This window comes from Mycobacterium sp. pW045 (assembly GCF_041287085.1).
In the GTDB taxonomy this organism is placed as follows: Bacteria; Actinomycetota; Actinomycetes; order Mycobacteriales; family Mycobacteriaceae; genus Mycobacterium; species Mycobacterium algericum_A.
Window position 1 is genome coordinate 81,087 of sequence record NZ_JBGGKU010000013.1, and the last position, 17,151, is coordinate 98,237.

The following is a 17,151-nucleotide window of genomic DNA, read 5'->3' on the forward strand; positions in this document are numbered from 1 at the left end:
CGAGCCGCTATAAGTCGTTTCCCGCGTAAGACAGGTTGAAGCTTTTATTCGTCAGCGGGAAGTCCGGGACGATGGTGTCGGTCATGGTGAGCGGCAGCGCGGGCCAGTTGAACCAGGACGGGTCGACGATCTTGGCGCGGGTGATGGCTCCGTCGGCGCCGGTCTCCACCCGGTGCACGATGCTGCCGCGCCACCCCTCGACGATCCCGACCCCGTAGCCGGCCCCAGCCGGCCCGGGGACCTCCGCCCGAACATCGATCGGCCCGTGGTGACCGTCGATCAGAGTGCGGCACAACGCCACCGAGGCGGCGAATTCGTCGCGGCGGACGGTGTAACGCGCCAGCACATCGCCGGCTGTCGCCGTCACCTCCGTCACCGGCAGATCGGTGATCGGATGGTCGAGGCGGGCATCGGTGACCAGCCCGCTGGCCCGCGCCACATACCCCAGCGTTCCGAGCGCCTCCGCATCTGCGCGGCTCAACACCGAGGTACCGGCGAACCGGTCGTAGATCACCGAGTGGCCGAGCGTCAGCTCGGCGATCTCAGCGACGTCGTCGGCGAGCGCCTGCAGTCGATCCGGATCAGGCAGTGCTTGCAGCACCACGCCTCCCGGCCGGATCGCCTTACGCAGCAGCCGATCTCCGGTCGTTTGCGCGTTGATGCGCAGCAGCTGTTCACGGGCGCGTTGGGCGTGAGCGTTGGCCAGCCCGAAACCGACGTCGTTGGCCAGGGCGCCCAGGTCGGCGACATGGTTGTAAAGCCGCTCAAGCTCGACGAGCAAGGCGCGCAGCCGGTGTGCCGGATCGGGCAGTTCGACGCCGAGGGCCTCCTCGACGGCGAGGCTGTGCGCCAGCGCGTGACCGGCGGAGGTGTCACCGCTGATCCGCTCGGCCAGCTCGACCGCGCCGAGCGCGGACCGGCCGGCAAAAAGTCGCTCGATTCCGCGGTGCACGAACCACAGCCTCGCTTTGAGGCGCAACACCGATTCGCCGACCACCGAGAACCGGAAATGGCCCGGTTCGATCAGGCCGGCGTGCACCGGGCCGACCGGAATCTCATAGACACCGGCCCCTTCGACGTTGAGGAACGGAAAACCGCCCGCCGCAACGAAGTCCGGCGCCGGCCCGGCGTCGTTACGCATCGGGTGCCAATCCTGTGGCCAGTGCGCGTGCCGGACCAGCCGGCGGGGTTGCGGATGGCCGAGCGGGGTGATCCCGTACAGGTCCTGCATCTCGCGTTCGAAGCGGCCGGCCTGAAACGACAACCGGGCCAGCGAGGGAATCGACGGCCGCTGCGCCGGAATGGTCAGGGTCAGCTCGGTACGACGGTCGGGTCGGCCCGCCAGGAACAGATACACCACCCGCAAGCTGTCGTCGTCGTCGTGGGCGGCCACCAGCGCGAGCCGGAAACCGTCGGCCAGCAGGGCCGCGGCCGCATCGGGCAGCTCGGCAGCGGAGACCGGTTGGCAGTGCTTGATCGGAGCCATCACAGCGCCCCCAGTTGGGTTGCCGCGGCGGTGAACAATCCGGTCAGCGGACCGGCTGTCACGCCCAGCGCAAGGGAGACCAGCACGCCTGTCACCAGTGCGGCAGCGACGGTGGCCGGCACCAGGATCGTCGGGCCGTCGGCACTGGGCGTGCCCAGCAGGATGCGGCCGGACTTGGCCATCAGCGCGGCGAAGGCCACCAGCAGCGCCACCAGCGCCAGCCCCAACGCCCACGCCAGCCGGGCGTCGGCCAGTGCGGTCGCGATCGCCAGCTCGCTGGCGAACATCGCGAACGGGGGCAGGCCGAGCAGCACCAACATCCCCACCGCGAATGCGCCGCCGACCAGCCGTGACCTGCCGAGTACCCCGGTGATCTCGCCGATCGCGGTGGTGCCGTGGGCGGCCTGCAACTGACCGCCGGCCAAGAACAGCACCGTCTTGCCGACACCGTGCGCCAGCACGTGCAACAACAGCGCCGCGACCGCCAGCCGGGTGCCCGCGGCTGCGGCTACCGCCATCAGGCCCATCGTCTCCATCGACGAATAGGCGAGCAGCCGTTTGAGATCGGTGGTGACGGTCAGCAGCAGTGCGGCGATGAGCAACGTCGCCAGGCCGGTGGCCAGCAGCGCGGCCCGCAGGAAAGCGGGGCCGGTCGCGGCGTCGATGATCGGCTTGAGGCGGATCAGCACCGAGAACGCGACCGACAGCAGCACCCCGCTCATCAACGCCGAGACCGGTGCCGGGGCCTGGCTGTGGGCGTCGGCCAGCCAGGTGTGAAACGGTGCCAGGCCCATCTTGGCCCCGTAGCCGATCAGCAGCAGCGCACCGGCCAGCCGGGTCACCGCCGGGTCCAGTGCCGCCGCGTGGGCCGCCAGCACATCGAGGTGCAGCGCGTCGTCGCCGCCGGCGCCGGCGTGGCGGGCGGCGAAGTGCAGTAACACGGTGCCCAGGAACGCGATGGTGATCCCCACCGAACACACCATGACGTATTTCCAGGTGGCCTCGAGCGCGGCACGGCTGCGATGATGCCCGACCAGAAACGCGGTCACCACCGTGGTGGCCTCCACGGCGACCCACACCACGCCGATGTTGTTGGCCGACACCGCCAGAACCATTGCCGCGAGAAACGCCGGGGTGAGGACGCCGTACATGCGTGCCCCACGCCGATCGGTCACCCCGCGGGCCAACTCGGCGTCGACGTAGCCGATGCTCGCCCAGGTGGCCAGGCTGCCGACGACGCCGATCACGATCAGCATGGTCGCCGACAGCGCGTCGGCGCGCAGCAGGCCGTTGAGCGCCAGGTGGGCCCGATCGCCCACCCGGAACCCCAGCGCCACACCACATCCCAGAATTGTCAGTGCCGACGCCAGGGTCGCTACAGCGCTGAGCCGGCGCCAACCCACGGCGAGCGAGAACAGTGACGCCACGACGGGAGCCAGCAGCGGAAGCAGCATCAGCGGTGTCATCAGTCGCGCAGCTCCCGTAACAGGTCCAGATCCACCCCGCCGAAGGTGCTGCGCAGCCGTCCGGTCAGCACGCCGAGCACGATCAGCACGAACAACACGTCCAGTGACGCGCCGAGTTCGACGATCAGCGGGACACCGGCCGTCAGCAGGAAGGCGGTGGCGGCGATCCCGTTGTCCAGCATCAGCAGTCCGACCGCCTGGGAGATGGCATGGCGGCGAGTCGCCATCATGAACAGCGCGATCAGCACGGTGGCGATGGCCGCCGCGGCGGCGGTGGTCGCCGAATTGCGCTGCAGGTCGATGACGGGCTGGGCGATCATGAACGCGACTGCCACCAGGACGGTGACCACCAGCAGTGACGCGGCGGTGCCGACCAGGGGAGTGGCCTCGCGGCGTTCCCGTCGTTCGGCCCCGAGCGCGCGGGCCAGCAGCCACGGCAGCGCGACGGCGCGCATCGCCAACACCGCGATCGCCACCGCGATCAGCGCCCGGTCATGGTCGTGCACCCCGCGAATCAGCGGGATGGCGGCCAGCGCGGCGCCCTGGGCGACCAGCAACCGCTGCACGGTCACCGACAGGTCCCGGCGCCAGACCGCCAGCACCGCGGCCAACAGCACCCCGCCGGCGGCCAGGTCCAGCATGTTGTTGTAGGTCATCCGCCGGCTCCGCTGAAGAAGTTCGCCGCGGTCACCGCAAGCAACGCCAGCAGAAACGACCCGGCCAGCAGTTCGGGCACCCGGAACAGCCGCAACCTGGCGATGAACACCTCCACGGCGGCCAGGGCGGTCGCGAGTAGCGCCACCTTGATCACGATCGCGCCGGCGCCCACCGCCACGTCGAGCAGGCTCGGGTGCGCCCCGGCGATACCCCAGGGGAAGAACAGGTTCGCCAACAGTGCCAGCAGCACCGTCAGCCGCATCCCGCTCGCCCACTCGACCAGCGCCAACTTGGGTCCGGCGTACTCCAGGACCATGGCCTCGTGCACCATCGTCAGCTCCAGATGGGTGGCCGGGTTGTCCACCGGCAGCCGGCCGGTCTCGGCCACGATGACGATCACCAGCGCGACGAATGCCAGCGCGCTGGCCAACGAGACCACGTGACCCGGGTGCTCGACGGTGTTACCGACGATGGCGCTCAGATTGGCCGACCCCGCCGGAATCGACAGCGCGAACACCGCCACCAGGATGGTCGGTTCGACCAGCGCGGCGATGGTCATTTCCCGGCTGGCGCCCATACCGCCGAACGCCGTCGCGGTGTCGATGCCGGCGAGCGCGAGCGCCACGGTACCGAGGAACAACAGGCCGACAACGGTGATCAGGTCGGCGACCGGGTCCAGCGGCGAATCCGTCGCCACCAGGGGTGCGGCGGCCACGATGACCAGCGTGGTGGCGGCCAGCGCAGCCGGGGCGGCGGCGAACGCCCAGGTGGTTCCCCGCGGATTGAGCAGCTGCTTACCCAGCAGCTTGCGCATATCCCGCCACGGCTGCCGGATCCCCGCGCCGGTGCGGCCTTCCGCGCGCGCCCGGACCTGGCGCATCAGGCCGATCACCAGCGGAGCCCCGGCGATGACACCGGCGACCTGGAGGAAACCGGCCAGATAGGTCATGGTGTTCATCGCGCCACCAGCAGGGCGATCAGCACGCCGATGGCGCCGTAGGCCAGATACAGGTGCACGCTGCCGGTGTGGGCGCGCCGCACCAGCTGTGCGGCCGCGCCGACAGCCCGCGTCACCGGTGTGTACCACCGGTCTTCGATGACGTCGGCGATGCGGGCCCGGTAAGCGATCCGGTCGACCACATAGGTCGACGGCGCCTGCCCGCTCACCTCGACACCGGTGTCGAACCGCAGCACGTCGTCGAACACCTGCTGCAGCGGTTGGGCGAACGACGTCGCGGTGTACTGCATGCGCGGGGTCAGCTCGTCGGCGCCGCAGGCCCACAGCGGCACCGTGGCCGGCGCGGGCCGCCGCCGCGAACGCCACCGGGAGCCGATCAGCACCAGCAGGACGGCGGCGGCCAGCGCGACGGCCAGCAGCCCCGGGGCCATGGACGCATCCAGGCCGGGCAGGCGCACGAAGGCCCCGAGCGTCGGGGAGTCCCCGAAGACCGGCACGGTGGCGATCACGCGGTTGAGCATCGGGGCCACTGCGCCGGGGGCGACGGCCAGCACCACGCACGCCGCAGCGGGCAACGCCATCGCGGCGATCATCGTGTCGGGCGATTCCCGTGCCGCCGCAGCGGCATCCGAGCGCGGGCGGGCCAGGAAGCCGACCCCGAACGCCTTGACCATCGCGGCCACCCCCAGCCCAGCCGTCAACGCCACCGCGCCCACCGCCAAAGGTGTCACCAGCGCGATCGTGACGTCGTCCCCGGGACGGGCGTTGATCAGCGACTGGATCAGCAGCCACTCACTGACGAAGCCCGCCCCCAGCGGCAACCCGGCGGCGCCGAGCGCGGCCACCCCGAACAGCGCTGTGGTGAGCGGCATTCTGCGAACCAGGCCGCCGAGCCGATCCAGATCGCGCAGGCCGGTCGCGGCCAGCACCGATCCGGCGGCGAAGAACCCGAGGCTCTTGAACGCGCTGTGGGCGATCAGGTGCAGCAGCGCCGCGGTGAGGGCCACCGCGGCGGCCGGCTGCGATCCGGCGCCCGCCAACAACGTCGCGGCGCCCAGCCCCAGGGTGATCAGGCCGATGTGCTCCGTCGTCGAATAGGCAAGCAGCCGTTTGAGATCGGTCGCGACCGAGGCCTGCAACACCCCGTACACCGCGGACACGCCGCCGACGGCCAACAGCGTCAGCGCCCACCATCGTGGGCCGGGGCCCAACAGTTGCATGTCGATGCGGATGATGCCGTAGACGCCGAGATTGACCATGGCGGCACTGAGCAGTGCCGACACCGGACTCGGTGCTTCGGGATGGGCCCGGGGCAGCCACGCGTGTAACGGCAGCAGACCGGCTTTGGATCCGAAACCGATGAGGGTCAACACGAAGACCGTGTTGCGCACGCCGTCGGGTACCGCGCCGATCCGGGCGAAGTCGTCATCGGCGGTCGCGGCCAGTATCACCATCCCCAGCAACAGCGTCAGGAAGCCCAGCTGCGTCATCACCGCGTAGATCAGGGCGGCCGAACGCACTTCGCTGCGTCGCTGATCGGTGAGCACCAGCACCAGGGAGGTCAGCGCCATCAGCTCCCAGGCGAACAGGAAGGTCGTTACCGACCCCGCCGCCGGAACGGCCAGCAGCGTCACGACGAACACCGGCAGCGCCGTCAGCGGGACGGCGCCGAAGCCCTCGTGTCGGCTGTAGCCGATCCAATACAGGCCGGCAGCCACCGCCACCGCGCCGGTCAGCACCATGAAGAAGCCGCCGAGCGGCTCGACCCGCAGCTGTACGCCCAGCAGCGGCAGCAGCCAGCCGATCCGAACCGCGGGCAGGGCGCCGAACAGCCCGGCCACTCCGGCGCCGAGTCCCGCGGCGCCCAGACCGGCCGTCGCCGCACCGCTGATCAGCGGCCCGAAGGCAGCGCGGGGCGACAACTGCGGAGCAGCGGTGCTCACCGTTCGGTCACCGACCGTAGCGCGGTGACGATCTGGTCGGGGGTGGGCGGGCAGCCGGGGATTGCGATGTCGACCGGCACGACGTCGCCCACCGCGCCCACTGTTCCGTAGGCCTGCGCGAAGACGCCGCGATTGAGCGCGCAGTCGCCGCAAGCGATGACCCGGCGAGGCTGCGGGGTGGCCTCGACGGTATTGCGCAGCGGCTCGGCCATGTTGCGGGTGACCACCCCGGTGACCAGCAGGGCATCGGCGTGCCGAGGTGAGGCGACGAGCCGCGCGCCGAACCGTTCGGCGTCGTACACCGGACCGAACGCGCTGGCGATCTCGACCTCGCAACCGTTGCAGGATCCGGCGTCGACATGGCGGACCTGCACCGAGCCGGCCAGCCCGCTGGGTCGATCGGAGGCCGGCGGCGGGCGGTCGCCGGCCGGTTCGGCGATGCGGCCGAGCGCAAGGATCCTGCTGAGCCAGCTCATCGACGGGCTCGTAGATCGTCGAGGATCGCGACCTGATCGCTGAGCAGCCCGGTCAATGCCTTGCGGGCCACCGCGAGCAGTTCAGTGATCACCGGTGAGGCGATCGAGTAGACCACCGTGTTGCCCTCCTTGGTCGCCGTCACGACTCCGGCGCGCCGAAGCACCCCCAGCTGCTGGGAGAGGTTCGACGCCTCCAGCCCGATCCCGGGCAGCAGTTCGCCGACGCTTCGGTCGCGTTCGGCCAACAGTTCCAGTATCCGGATCCGCGCCGGGTGACCGAGCGTCTTGAAGAACTCGGCCTTCAGTTGGTGCAACGAGTTCGGCACGGCCCCGACCCTAGCAGCGAAATCATCAATTGAAAATATTTTCACCTGTTGTGATGTTCGATTGTCTGCGTCCGCACCCCCGGGCACCGTCTGACCGGCCCGGTAGGGCAGGATGGCAACTGCCGTCGCGGACGTATCTCCGCGATGGCGCTGTCATGCGCGCCAGCCCCCGAGGAGCCTGATGACGGAGCCGACGAGTACCGATCGCGTCTCACCGACCGGCCGCCCCCATTACTCCCGGGTGTTACTCAAACTCGGCGGAGAGATGTTCGGCGGCGGGCAGGTCGGGCTCGACCCCGACGTCGTCGCTCAGGTCGCCCGCCAGATCGCCGAAGTGGTCCGTGACGGTGTGCAGGTCGCGGTCGTGATCGGCGGTGGCAACTTCTTCCGCGGTGCGCAGCTGCAGCAGCGCGGCATGGAGCGGATGCGTTCGGACTACATGGGCATGCTCGGCACCGTGATGAACAGCCTTGCGCTACAAGACTTCCTGGAAAAGGAAGGTATCGACACCCGAGTGCAGACCGCGATCACCATGGGTCAGGTCGCCGAGCCGTATATCCCACTGCGCGCCCAGCGGCACCTGGAGAAGGGCCGGGTGGTGATCTTCGGCGCCGGTATGGGGCTGCCGTATTTCTCCACCGACACCACCGCCGCGCAGCGCGCGCTGGAGATCGGTGCCGAGGTGGTGCTGCTGGCCAAGGCCGTCGACGGGGTGTTCACCGAGGACCCGCGGGTCAACCCCGACGCCGAACTGCTCACCGCGATAACTCACCGCGAAGTCATCGACCGCGGGCTGCGGGTGGCCGACGCCACCGCGTTCAGCCTGTGCATGGACAATGGCATGCCGATCCTGGTGTTCAACCTGCTGGTGGACGGAAACATCGCGCGGGCGGTCGCAGGTGAGAAGATCGGAACACTGGTCACCACCTGAGAGTTCGGTGGGGCACCACCCGCCCCTGGCGGGGGAGAGGAACGGCAAAGATGATCGACGAGGCTCTCTTCGATGCCGAAGAGAAAATGGAGAAGGCCGTGGCGGTGGCCCGCGAGGATCTGGCGACCGTTCGCACCGGCCGGGCCAACCCGGGCATGTTCTCCCGGATCGTCATCGACTACTACGGGTCGCCCACCCCGATCACCCAGCTGTGCAGCATCAACGTGCCCGAGGCACGGCTGGTGGTCATCAAGCCCTACGAGGCCTCCCAGCTCGGCGCCATCGAGACGGCGATCCGCAATTCGGATCTGGGTCTGAACCCCAGCAATGACGGGTCGCTGATTCGGGTGGCGGTGCCGCAGCTCACCGAGGAGCGACGTAAGGAACTGGTCAAGCAGGCCAAGTCCAAGGGTGAGGACGCCAAGGTCGCGGTGCGCAACATTCGTCGCAAGGCGATGGAGGAACTGCACCGTATCCGCAAGGACGGTGACGCCGGTGAGGACGAGGTTGGCCGTGCCGAGAAAGACCTGGACCGCTCCACCCAGCAGTATGTGAGCCAGATCGACGAGCTGGTCAAACACAAAGAAGGTGAGTTGCTGGAGGTCTAGCGACTTCGGCAACCAATCCCCGTGGCAGACAACGACACCGGTGCAGACACCGGTAAGAGGCAGTCGCGGGCGGGACGCAATCTCCCCGCCGCGATCGTGGTGGGGGCGATCCTCGCCGGGATGCTGGTCTACACGTTGCTGTTTGCCCCGCGGTTCTGGGTGCTGATCCTGGCGGTGGCCACCCCGGTCGCGACCCACGAGATCACCAGGAGGCTGCGGGAGGTCGGCTACGACGTCCCGTTCATCCCACTGGCCCTGGGCGGCCAGGCGATGCTCTGGCTGTCGCTGCCGTTCGGCGCCAGGGGGGTGCTCGGCGCGTTCGGCGCCACCGTGGTCATCTCGATGATGTGGCGGCTGGTACACCGCGGGCTGCACATCGCCCCGGTCAACTACCTGCGGGACATGTCCGCGATGGTGCTGATCGCGGTCTGGGTTCCGCTGTGCATGAGCTTCGCGGCGCTGCTGGTCTTTCGCGACGACGGCCCCGGCCGGGTGCTGTGTCTGCTGTTCCCGGTGGTCTTCTCCGACATCGGCGGGTACGCCGTCGGGGTGCTGTTCGGCAAGCGCCCGATGGCGCCGGCGATCAGCCCGAAGAAGTCCTGGGAGGGTTTTGCCGGATCGCTGGTGCTCGGTATCGCCGCGGCGGTGTTCGCGGTGACAATGTTCCTCGACCGGCCGTGGTGGGTGGGCCTGCCGCTGGGGCTGCTGCTGGTATTCACCGGGGTCTTCGGCGACCTGATCGAGTCGCAGGTCAAACGCGACCTGGGCATCAAGGACATGGGTCGGCTGCTGCCCGGACACGGCGGGATCATGGACCGGCTCGACGCGCTGCTGCCGGCGGCCGTGATGACCTGGGTCGTGTTGACCGTCTTGCCGTGAGCCACGGGCATACTGGTACCGATCATGATGCAACAGTTGGTGTTCAGCGCACCGCGACGGGCCCTGCCGCCGCGGCACTTGGCCGATCTCGACGCCGCCGGTCGTGCCGCCGCCGTTGCTGAACTGGGGCTGCCCGCGTTCCGGGCCAACCAGCTGGCCCACCAGTACTACGGCAGGCTGGTCGCCGATCCTCAGCAGATGACCGACCTGCCGGCCACGGTGCGCGCCTCGGTGGCCGAGGCACTGTTCCCCGCCCTGCTGACCGCCGCCGGCGAGATCGAATGCGACGCCGGCGAGACCCGCAAAACGCTGTGGCGGGCCCACGACCACACCAAGTTCGAGTCGGTGCTGATGCGCTACCCCCGGCGCAACACGGTATGCATCTCCTCGCAGGCCGGTTGCGGTATGGCCTGCCCGTTCTGTGCGACCGGCCAGGCCGGACTCACCCGCAACCTGTCCACCGCCGAGATCCTCGAGCAGGTGCGTGCGGCGGCGGTGACATTACGAGATCGAGGCAGTGTTCGATCTGCTGGGGACCGGCTGTCCAACATCGTGTTCATGGGCATGGGGGAGCCGCTGGCCAACTACGCCCGGGTGGTGGCCGCCGTGCGGCGGATCACCGAGCCGCCACCCAACGGGTTCGGCATCTCGGCGCGGTCGGTGACGGTGTCGACGGTCGGACTTGCGCCGGCGATCCGCAAGCTCGCCGATGAGGGGCTGGGAGTGACGCTGGCGCTATCGCTGCACACCCCCGACGACGAACTACGCGACACGCTGGTCCCGGTCAACAACCGCTGGAAGGTCGACGAGGCGCTCGATGCCGCGCGCTACTACGCCGACGTGACCGGCCGCCGGGTGTCGATCGAGTACGCGTTGATCCGCGACGTCAATGACCAGCCGTGGCGGGCCGATCTGCTGGGCCGCAAGCTGCACCGGGCGTTGGGACAATTGGTGCACGTCAACGTGATTCCGCTCAACCCGACGCCGGGCAGCGACTGGGATGCCAGCCCGAAGCCGGTGGAGCGGGAGTTCGTCCGCCGGGTCCGGGCCCAGGGCGTGGAATGCACGGTGCGGGACACCCGCGGTCGTGAGATCGCCGCCGCGTGCGGGCAACTGGCCGCGGACAGCGAGTAGTTAGCGCAGCGAGCCGCGCTTACGGCCGATGATGTCGCGCAGCACGACGAACAATGCCAGCGCCGCGAACCCCAGCAGGAAGTAGTCCTCGACGTGACCGATGTGGTTGCCGTGCAGCATCAGCAGCAGGAACCCGACGATTACCAGGCCGAAGATGTGCCAGGTGCGGTAGTTGATCGCGCTCCAACCCCACTCCGCCGACGGCACCTCGGCGGTGTCGACACTTCGGCGCTCCACCTCGGTACTGGCCACTTCGACTCCTTCAGTTCGGTCACCTGCGCAACATTCTGGCATACCGGGATTTAGCCGCCGATCTCGATCGTCGGACCCCGGCGATGCGCGGTCACGGGCCGGCTACCGGCATTACCGTGGACGTCATGGCTGACCAGCCGCTCTCAGAGTTCGCCGTGGCGCCGCCACACAGCGCGCCCGGTGTGACGTCGATGGTGGGCTACCGCGTGCGGGAGGACCCCGGCACCGTTCATCGGGGGATGCCGTCGTCGGCGTTGGTATTCATCGTCAGCCTCGACGACGGGGTGCAGGCAGCCGCCACCGCCGAGGCGTTGCCGGCCGCAAGACCGAGTCCGATCATCTTGGGCGGACTGCACACGCAGGCCAGCCAGGTACGGCAGCGTCGCGGGCAGGCCGGAGTGCAGTTGGCCGTGCACCCGCTGGCGTCCCGCGCCCTGTTCGGGGTGCCCGCCGCTGAACTCAGCGTGACCGACTTCGATGCGGCACCGGTGCTGGGGCGTGCAGCGGCCGAACTTCACGAACGGGCCGCCGAAGCGCGCGGGTGGCCCGACGCCTTCGCGCTGGTGGCGCATCACCTGCTGGATGCGCACCGTCGCCGTGACGGCGTCACCGTGCGCCCTGAAGTGGCGTACGCCTGGCACCAGCTGGAGCGCAGCCGCGGTACAGCGCCGGTTGGCGCGCTCGCCGAGCAGGTCGGGGTGAGCACGCGGCACCTGATCACGCTTTTTCGCCGCGAAGTGGGCCGAACACCCAAAACGGTGGCCATGCTGATGCGGTTCGAGTACGCGACCGCCTTGATCGCCGACGCTGCGCGCCGGTACCACCGCGTCGATCTGGCCGCCATCGCCGCCGCAGCCGGATACGCCGATCAGGCGCACCTGACCCGCGACTTCGTCCGGTTCGCCGGTGTCCCGCCGGGAGTCTGGCTGGCCGAAGAGTTCCAAAACATTCAAGACGGCGGCCACGGCATCAGGTCACAGTGGTGCTATGACCACTTCCAAGACCACTTCCAATCCGACCGTCTGGGTGACCCTGCAAGCGCATGACCCGATCAAACTCATCGACTATTACGTCGACACCTTCGGCTTCGTCGAGACAGCCCGCCACGGCGTGGACGGCGACACCGTCGCCCACGCCGAACTGATCTGGCCGGAAGGCTGCGGCGGCATCATGCTGGGCAGCCACAAGCCCGGCAACGAATGGTGCCGCGAGCCCGGCACGGCCGGTGCCTACGTCGTCACCGCCGATCCCGACGGTCTCTACCAGCGCGTCGTGAGCCGCAATGCCGATGTGGTGCGTCCGCTGGCCGGCACCGACTACGGCGCCCGCGAGTTCGTCGTCCGCGACCCGGAGGGCAACCTGTGGAGCTTCGGCGACTACACCGGGGAACCACGCGACTGATCTCGGGCACAATGAGCAGGTGAGTGTGTCTGCGGCGAGCCGGACCAGAGTTCTGCTGCTGGGCTCGACCGGCTCGATCGGGACCCAGGCGCTGCAGGTTATCGCCGCCAACCCGGACCGCTTCGAGGTGGTCGGGCTGGCGGCCGGCGGCGGCAACCCGAAGCTGCTGGCCGCTCAGCGCGCCCAGACCGGCGTCAGCAATATCGCCGTGGCCGACGCGCAGGTCGGTGAGGCGCTGGACGCCCCCTACCGCGGGCCCGACGGCGTCACCCGGCTGGTCGAGGAAACCGAGGCCGATGTGGTGCTCAACGCCCTGGTCGGCGCATTGGGGCTGCGACCCACGCTGGCCGCGCTGCAAACCGGGGCCCGGCTGGCACTGGCCAACAAGGAATCACTGATCGCCGGCGGGCCGCTGGTGCTGCAAGCCGCCGCGCCCGGCCAGATCGTGCCGGTGGATTCCGAGCATTCGGCGATCGCTCAGTGTCTGCGCTCCGGCACCGCCGACGAGGTCGCCAGGATCGTGCTCACCGCCTCGGGCGGGCCGTTCCGCGGCTACAGCGCCGCCGAGCTGGCGCACGTCACACCCGAGCAGGCGGGCGCGCATCCGACCTGGTCGATGGGCCCGATGAACACGCTGAACTCGGCATCGCTGGTGAACAAGGGGCTCGAGCTGATCGAGACCCACCTGCTGTTCGGCATCGCCTACGAGCACATCGACGTGGTGGTGCACCCGCAGTCGATCGTGCACTCCATGGTCACCTTCACCGACGGCTCGACGATCGCCCAGGCCAGCCCGCCGGACATGCGCCTGCCGATCGCGTTGGCGCTGGGCTGGCCCGCCCGGGTGCCCGGCGCGGCCGCGGCATGCGACTTCACCAGCGCCTCCAGCTGGGAGTTCGAGCCGCTGGACGACGCGGTTTTCCCGGCGGTGCAGCTGGCGCGGCACGCCGGTCAGACCGGTGGCTGCATGACCGCGGTCTACAACGCCGCCAACGAAGAGGCAGCCGAAGCGTTCCTGGCGGGCCGGATCGGTTTCCCCGCGATCGTCGGCACCATCGCCGAGGTGCTGGGCGCCGCCGACCAGTGGGCCGCGCAACCCGCTACCGTGGATGAGGTACTCGATGCGCAACGCTGGGCCCGCCAACGGGCGGCTCGCGCCGTCGAGGCGGTAGCTATGAGAAAGGTCGGAAGCACCCGATGATGTTCGCGGTCGGCATAGCGCTGTTCGCGCTGGCCATCCTGGTATCGGTGGCCCTGCACGAATGCGGCCACATGTGGGTGGCCCGGGCCACCGGGATGAAGGTGCGCCGCTACTTCGTCGGCTTCGGCACCACGTTGTGGTCGACGCGCCGTGGCGACACCGAATACGGCCTCAAGGCGATCCCGGCCGGCGGTTTCTGCGACATCGCCGGCATGACGGCGGTGGAGGAACTGGCGCCCGATGAGGTCGACCGCGCCATGTACAAGCAGCAGACCTGGAAGCGGGTGGCGGTGCTGTTCGCCGGCCCCGGCATGAACTTCGTCATCGGCCTGGTGCTGGTGTATGCCATCGCCACCATCTGGGGCCTGCCGAACCTGCACGCGCCCACAACCGCGGTCATCGGCGAAACAGCTTGCGTGGCACCGGAAGTCGTCAAGGGGGAACTGGGGAGCTGCTCGGGTCCCGGCCCGGCCGCACGCGCCGGCATCCAGCCCGGCGACGTGGTGGTCAAAGTCGGTGACACGCCCGTGGCGACCTTCGAGGAGATGGCCGCCGCCGTGCGCAAACAGCACGGCACCGTCGGCATCGTCGTCGAACGTGACGGCCACGAGTTGACCAAGTACGTCGATGTGACGCCCACGCAGCGTTGGATCGCCGACGGGCGTGACAGCGAGGCGGTTCCCAGCACCGTGGGCGCCATCGGGGTGGGGGCCGCCCAGTTCGGGCCCACCCAGTACAACCCGATCACCGCGGTGCCGGCCACGTTCACCTTCAGCGGTGACCTGGCGGTGCTGCTGGGCAAGTCGCTGGCCAACATCCCGTCGAAAGTCGGCGCGCTGATGCACGCCATCGGCAACCCGAACGGGGAGCGTGACCCGGAGACCCCGATCAGCGTGGTGGGTGCCTCGATCATCGGCGGCGACACCGTCGACCACGGGCTGTGGGTGGCGTTCTGGTTCTTCCTGGCGCAGCTGAACTTCATCCTGGGCGTGCTCAACCTGGTGCCGCTGCTGCCGTTCGACGGCGGGCACATCGCGATCGCGTTGTACGAAAAGCTCCGCAACATGGTTCGCTCGGCACGCGGGAAGGTCGCGGCCGCGCCGGTGAACTATCTCAAGCTGATGCCGGCCACGTACGTAGTGTTGATGGTGGTGGTCGGTTACATGCTGCTCACCGTGACCGCCGACTTGGTCAACCCGATCAGGCTGTTTTGACAGGAGACCCCGCATGTCCGTCGGCCTAGGTATGCCGGCGCTGCCGGCGCCGACACTGGCGCCACGCCGTAAGACCCGCCAGTTGATGGTCGGCGGCGTCGGGGTGGGCAGCGACCACCCGATTTCGGTGCAGTCGATGTGCACCACCAAGACCCACGACGTCGACGCGACGCTGCAGCAGATCGCCGCGCTGACCACGGCCGGCTGCAACATCGTGCGGGTGGCCTGCCCGCGCCAGGAGGACGCCGACGCGCTGGCGACCATCGCGAAGAAGAGCAAGATCCCGGTGATCGCCGACATCCACTTCCAACCGAAGTACATCTTCGCCGCGATCGACGCCGGCTGTGCCGCGGTGCGGGTGAACCCTGGCAACATCAAGGAGTTCGACGGTCGGGTGGCCGACGTCGCCAAGGCCGCCGGCGCGGCCGGTGTGCCGATCCGGATCGGTGTCAACGCCGGCTCGCTGGACAAGCGGTTTTTGACCAAGTACGGCAAGGCCACCCCCGAGGCGCTGGTCGAGTCGGCGCTGTGGGAGGCGTCGCTGTTCGAGGAGCACGGCTTCGGCGACCTCAAAATCAGCGTCAAGCACAATGACCCGGTCGTGATGGTGGCCGCCTACGAGCAACTGGCCGAGCAGTGCGACTACCCGCTGCACCTGGGCGTCACCGAGGCCGGACCGGCGTTCCAGGGCACCATCAAGTCGGCCGTGGCGTTCGGCGCGCTGCTGTCCCGCGGCATCGGCGACACCATCCGGGTGTCGCTGTCCGCGCCGCCGGTCGAAGAGGTCAAGGTCGGCAACCAGATCCTGGAATCGCTCAACCTGCGTCCGCGGGGCCTGGAGATCGTCTCGTGCCCGTCCTGCGGTCGCGCGCAGGTCGACGTCTACAAGCTGGCCAACGAGGTCACCGCCGGGCTGGAGGGGCTCGACATCCCGCTGCGGGTCGCGGTGATGGGATGCGTGGTCAACGGACCCGGTGAGGCGCGCGAGGCGGATCTGGGCGTGGCCTCCGGCAACGGCAAGGGCCAGATCTTCGTCAAGGGCCAGGTGATCAAGACCGTCCCCGAGGCGCAGATCGTCGAGACCCTGATCGAGGAGGCGTTGCGCCTGGCTTCGGAGATGGGCGCTATGGGAGCCGACGCCGGGGACGGAACTCCCGGCGGCGCGCCCACCGTCACCGTAAGCTGAACTGAGCCGATCCGCCGACCGCGCGCGGCACGTCAGTTCGCAAGAAAGAGTCACTATGTCGGCTCCGCCGGATTTCCGCCTCGATCAGCGACGGGTGTCCGTCGCGCGCGACGTCGCCGCGGTGTGGCGAGTGCTCGACGCGGATCCGGTCGGCTCCTGCATGGTTGCGGCCCGCGTCGCCGACCACGGTGTCGATCCCCGGTCCATCGGCGGGGAACTGTGGACGCGCGGCGGCGTGGACGAATCGCTGTGCTACGCCGGGGCGAACCTGATACCGCTGCGCGGGACGCCGGCCGACCTGACCGCCTTCGCCGACAAGGCGGTGAGCGCCATCCGGCGCTGTTCATCGCTGGTCGGCCGTGCCGAGTTGGTGTTGCCGATGTGGCAGCGCCTGGTAGATGTCTGGGGTCCGGCCCGCGACGTGCGCGAGAGCCAGCCACTGATGGCATTGCGCACCATGCCCGAGTGCCCGATGGACCCGGAGGTTCGTCAGGTGCGCCCGGACGAACTCGACGCCTACCTGGTGGCGGCCGTCGACATGTTCATCGGCGAGGTCGGGGTGGATCCGCGGCTCGGTGACGGTGGCCGCGCCTACCGCCGCCGGGTGGCCAACCTGATCGCGGCCGGCCGGGCGTGGGCTCGGTTCGAACGTGGCGAGGTGGTGTTCAAGGCCGAGGTGGGCTCGCAGTCACCGGCAGTGGGGCAGATCCAGGGCGTCTGGGTGCACCCCGAACGACGGGGCCAAGGGCTGGGCTCCGGGGGCACCGCGATGCTGGCCGCGGTGATCGTCGGCACCGGCCGCGTCGCCAGCTTGTACGTCAACGATTTCAACGAGGTGGCTCGGGCCACCTACGAGCGGGTCGGATTCACCCAGGCCGGCACCTTTGCGACCGTGTTGCTGGACTGAGCGGATGCGCGCTGCCGCGAACTTCTCGCCGAAGCTCGCGACCTTCTCGCCGAAGCTGTAGTTGGCGCGGACAAGTTCGAGTAGCGGACACGCTAGCTACAGCCTCGGTGCGCCTCCGCGCCTCAA

Annotated in this window: 18 protein-coding genes; 10 read left to right on the forward strand and 8 right to left on the reverse strand. The window is 69.2% G+C overall.

Features of this window, described 5'->3' with window-relative positions:
* Positions 1-7: 7 nt before the first annotated feature.
* Genes ACAG20_RS19210 through ACAG20_RS19240 form a run of 7 tightly spaced genes read right to left on the reverse strand, consistent with a single transcriptional unit; the run spans position 8 to position 7,312 of the window.
* Positions 8-1,486 carry an NADH-quinone oxidoreductase subunit C gene (locus tag ACAG20_RS19210; protein ID WP_370493721.1) on the reverse strand — a complete coding sequence of 493 codons (1,479 nt, stop codon included), beginning with the start codon at positions 1,484-1,486 and terminating at the stop codon, positions 8-10.
* Positions 1,486-2,952, reverse strand: a complete 1,467-nt coding sequence (locus ACAG20_RS19215) for a proton-conducting transporter membrane subunit (protein ID WP_112684555.1) — start codon at positions 2,950-2,952, stop codon at positions 1,486-1,488. The genes ACAG20_RS19210 and ACAG20_RS19215 overlap by 1 nt, the downstream gene beginning before the upstream one ends.
* Positions 2,952-3,608: a hypothetical protein gene (locus ACAG20_RS19220; protein WP_370493722.1), complete on the reverse strand. Its 657-nt coding sequence runs from the start codon at positions 3,606-3,608 to the stop codon at positions 2,952-2,954. The genes ACAG20_RS19215 and ACAG20_RS19220 overlap by 1 nt, the downstream gene beginning before the upstream one ends.
* The gene (locus tag ACAG20_RS19225) at positions 3,605-4,558 is read right to left on the reverse strand and encodes a respiratory chain complex I subunit 1 family protein (protein WP_370493751.1); all 954 of its coding nucleotides are present in this window, start codon (positions 4,556-4,558) and stop codon (positions 3,605-3,607) included. The genes ACAG20_RS19220 and ACAG20_RS19225 overlap by 4 nt, the downstream gene beginning before the upstream one ends.
* Positions 4,559-4,563: 5 nt before the next feature.
* Positions 4,564-6,510: a proton-conducting transporter membrane subunit gene (locus ACAG20_RS19230; protein ID WP_370493723.1), complete on the reverse strand. Its 1,947-nt coding sequence runs from the start codon at positions 6,508-6,510 to the stop codon at positions 4,564-4,566.
* The gene (locus ACAG20_RS19235; RefSeq protein ID WP_112684558.1) at positions 6,507-6,986 is read right to left on the reverse strand and encodes an NADH-quinone oxidoreductase subunit B family protein; all 480 of its coding nucleotides are present in this window, start codon (positions 6,984-6,986) and stop codon (positions 6,507-6,509) included. Before ACAG20_RS19235 ends, ACAG20_RS19230 begins: the two co-directional genes overlap by 4 nt.
* Positions 6,983-7,312: a helix-turn-helix transcriptional regulator gene (locus tag ACAG20_RS19240; protein WP_112684559.1), complete on the reverse strand. Its 330-nt coding sequence runs from the start codon at positions 7,310-7,312 to the stop codon at positions 6,983-6,985. The genes ACAG20_RS19235 and ACAG20_RS19240 overlap by 4 nt, the downstream gene beginning before the upstream one ends.
* Before the next feature lie 181 nt (positions 7,313-7,493).
* Between ACAG20_RS19240 and pyrH the strand changes: the two genes are divergently transcribed.
* The 4 genes from pyrH to rlmN are packed head-to-tail and all read left to right on the forward strand — an operon-like array spanning position 7,494 to position 10,864.
* Entirely contained in the window at positions 7,494-8,243 is a 750-nt protein-coding gene (pyrH, locus tag ACAG20_RS19245) for a UMP kinase (RefSeq protein WP_112684560.1), read from the forward strand.
* A gap of 50 nt (positions 8,244-8,293) precedes the next feature.
* Positions 8,294-8,851: a ribosome recycling factor gene (gene frr / locus ACAG20_RS19250; protein ID WP_112684561.1), complete on the forward strand. Its 558-nt coding sequence runs from the start codon at positions 8,294-8,296 to the stop codon at positions 8,849-8,851.
* 21 nt (positions 8,852-8,872) lie between these two features.
* Positions 8,873-9,730 (forward strand): phosphatidate cytidylyltransferase, encoded by an 858-nt coding sequence (locus ACAG20_RS19255; protein WP_112684562.1) that lies wholly within the window; start codon positions 8,873-8,875, stop codon positions 9,728-9,730.
* 24 nt (positions 9,731-9,754) lie between these two features.
* Positions 9,755-10,864 carry a 23S rRNA (adenine(2503)-C(2))-methyltransferase RlmN gene (gene rlmN / locus ACAG20_RS19260; RefSeq protein ID WP_112684563.1) on the forward strand — a complete coding sequence of 370 codons (1,110 nt, stop codon included), beginning with the start codon at positions 9,755-9,757 and terminating at the stop codon, positions 10,862-10,864.
* Here rlmN and ACAG20_RS19265 read toward each other — a convergent pair whose 3' ends face one another.
* Positions 10,865-11,116 carry a DUF2631 domain-containing protein gene (locus ACAG20_RS19265; protein WP_370493724.1) on the reverse strand — a complete coding sequence of 84 codons (252 nt, stop codon included), beginning with the start codon at positions 11,114-11,116 and terminating at the stop codon, positions 10,865-10,867.
* Between the two features lie 191 nt (positions 11,117-11,307).
* On the opposite strand from ACAG20_RS19265, the gene ACAG20_RS19270 reads away from it, so the two are divergent.
* Genes ACAG20_RS19270 through ACAG20_RS19295 form a run of 6 tightly spaced genes read left to right on the forward strand, consistent with a single transcriptional unit; the run spans position 11,308 to position 17,025 of the window.
* On the forward strand, positions 11,308-12,162 hold the full coding sequence (locus tag ACAG20_RS19270) for a helix-turn-helix domain-containing protein (RefSeq protein WP_370493752.1): 855 nt from the start codon (positions 11,308-11,310) through the stop codon (positions 12,160-12,162).
* On the forward strand, positions 12,104-12,517 hold the full coding sequence (locus ACAG20_RS19275; protein ID WP_370493725.1) for a VOC family protein: 414 nt from the start codon (positions 12,104-12,106) through the stop codon (positions 12,515-12,517). The genes ACAG20_RS19270 and ACAG20_RS19275 overlap by 59 nt, the downstream gene beginning before the upstream one ends.
* A 19-nt stretch (positions 12,518-12,536) precedes the next feature.
* Positions 12,537-13,718, forward strand: a complete 1,182-nt coding sequence (dxr, locus tag ACAG20_RS19280; RefSeq protein WP_370493726.1) for a 1-deoxy-D-xylulose-5-phosphate reductoisomerase — start codon at positions 12,537-12,539, stop codon at positions 13,716-13,718.
* Entirely contained in the window at positions 13,715-14,932 is a 1,218-nt protein-coding gene (locus ACAG20_RS19285; protein WP_370493727.1) for an RIP metalloprotease, read from the forward strand. Before dxr ends, ACAG20_RS19285 begins: the two co-directional genes overlap by 4 nt.
* 13 nt (positions 14,933-14,945) lie before the next feature.
* Positions 14,946-16,118, forward strand: a complete 1,173-nt coding sequence (gene ispG, locus ACAG20_RS19290; RefSeq protein WP_112684567.1) for a flavodoxin-dependent (E)-4-hydroxy-3-methylbut-2-enyl-diphosphate synthase — start codon at positions 14,946-14,948, stop codon at positions 16,116-16,118.
* Between the two features lie 55 nt (positions 16,119-16,173).
* On the forward strand, positions 16,174-17,025 hold the full coding sequence (locus ACAG20_RS19295) for a GNAT family N-acetyltransferase (protein WP_112684568.1): 852 nt from the start codon (positions 16,174-16,176) through the stop codon (positions 17,023-17,025).
* Positions 17,026-17,151: the final 126 nt, after the last annotated feature.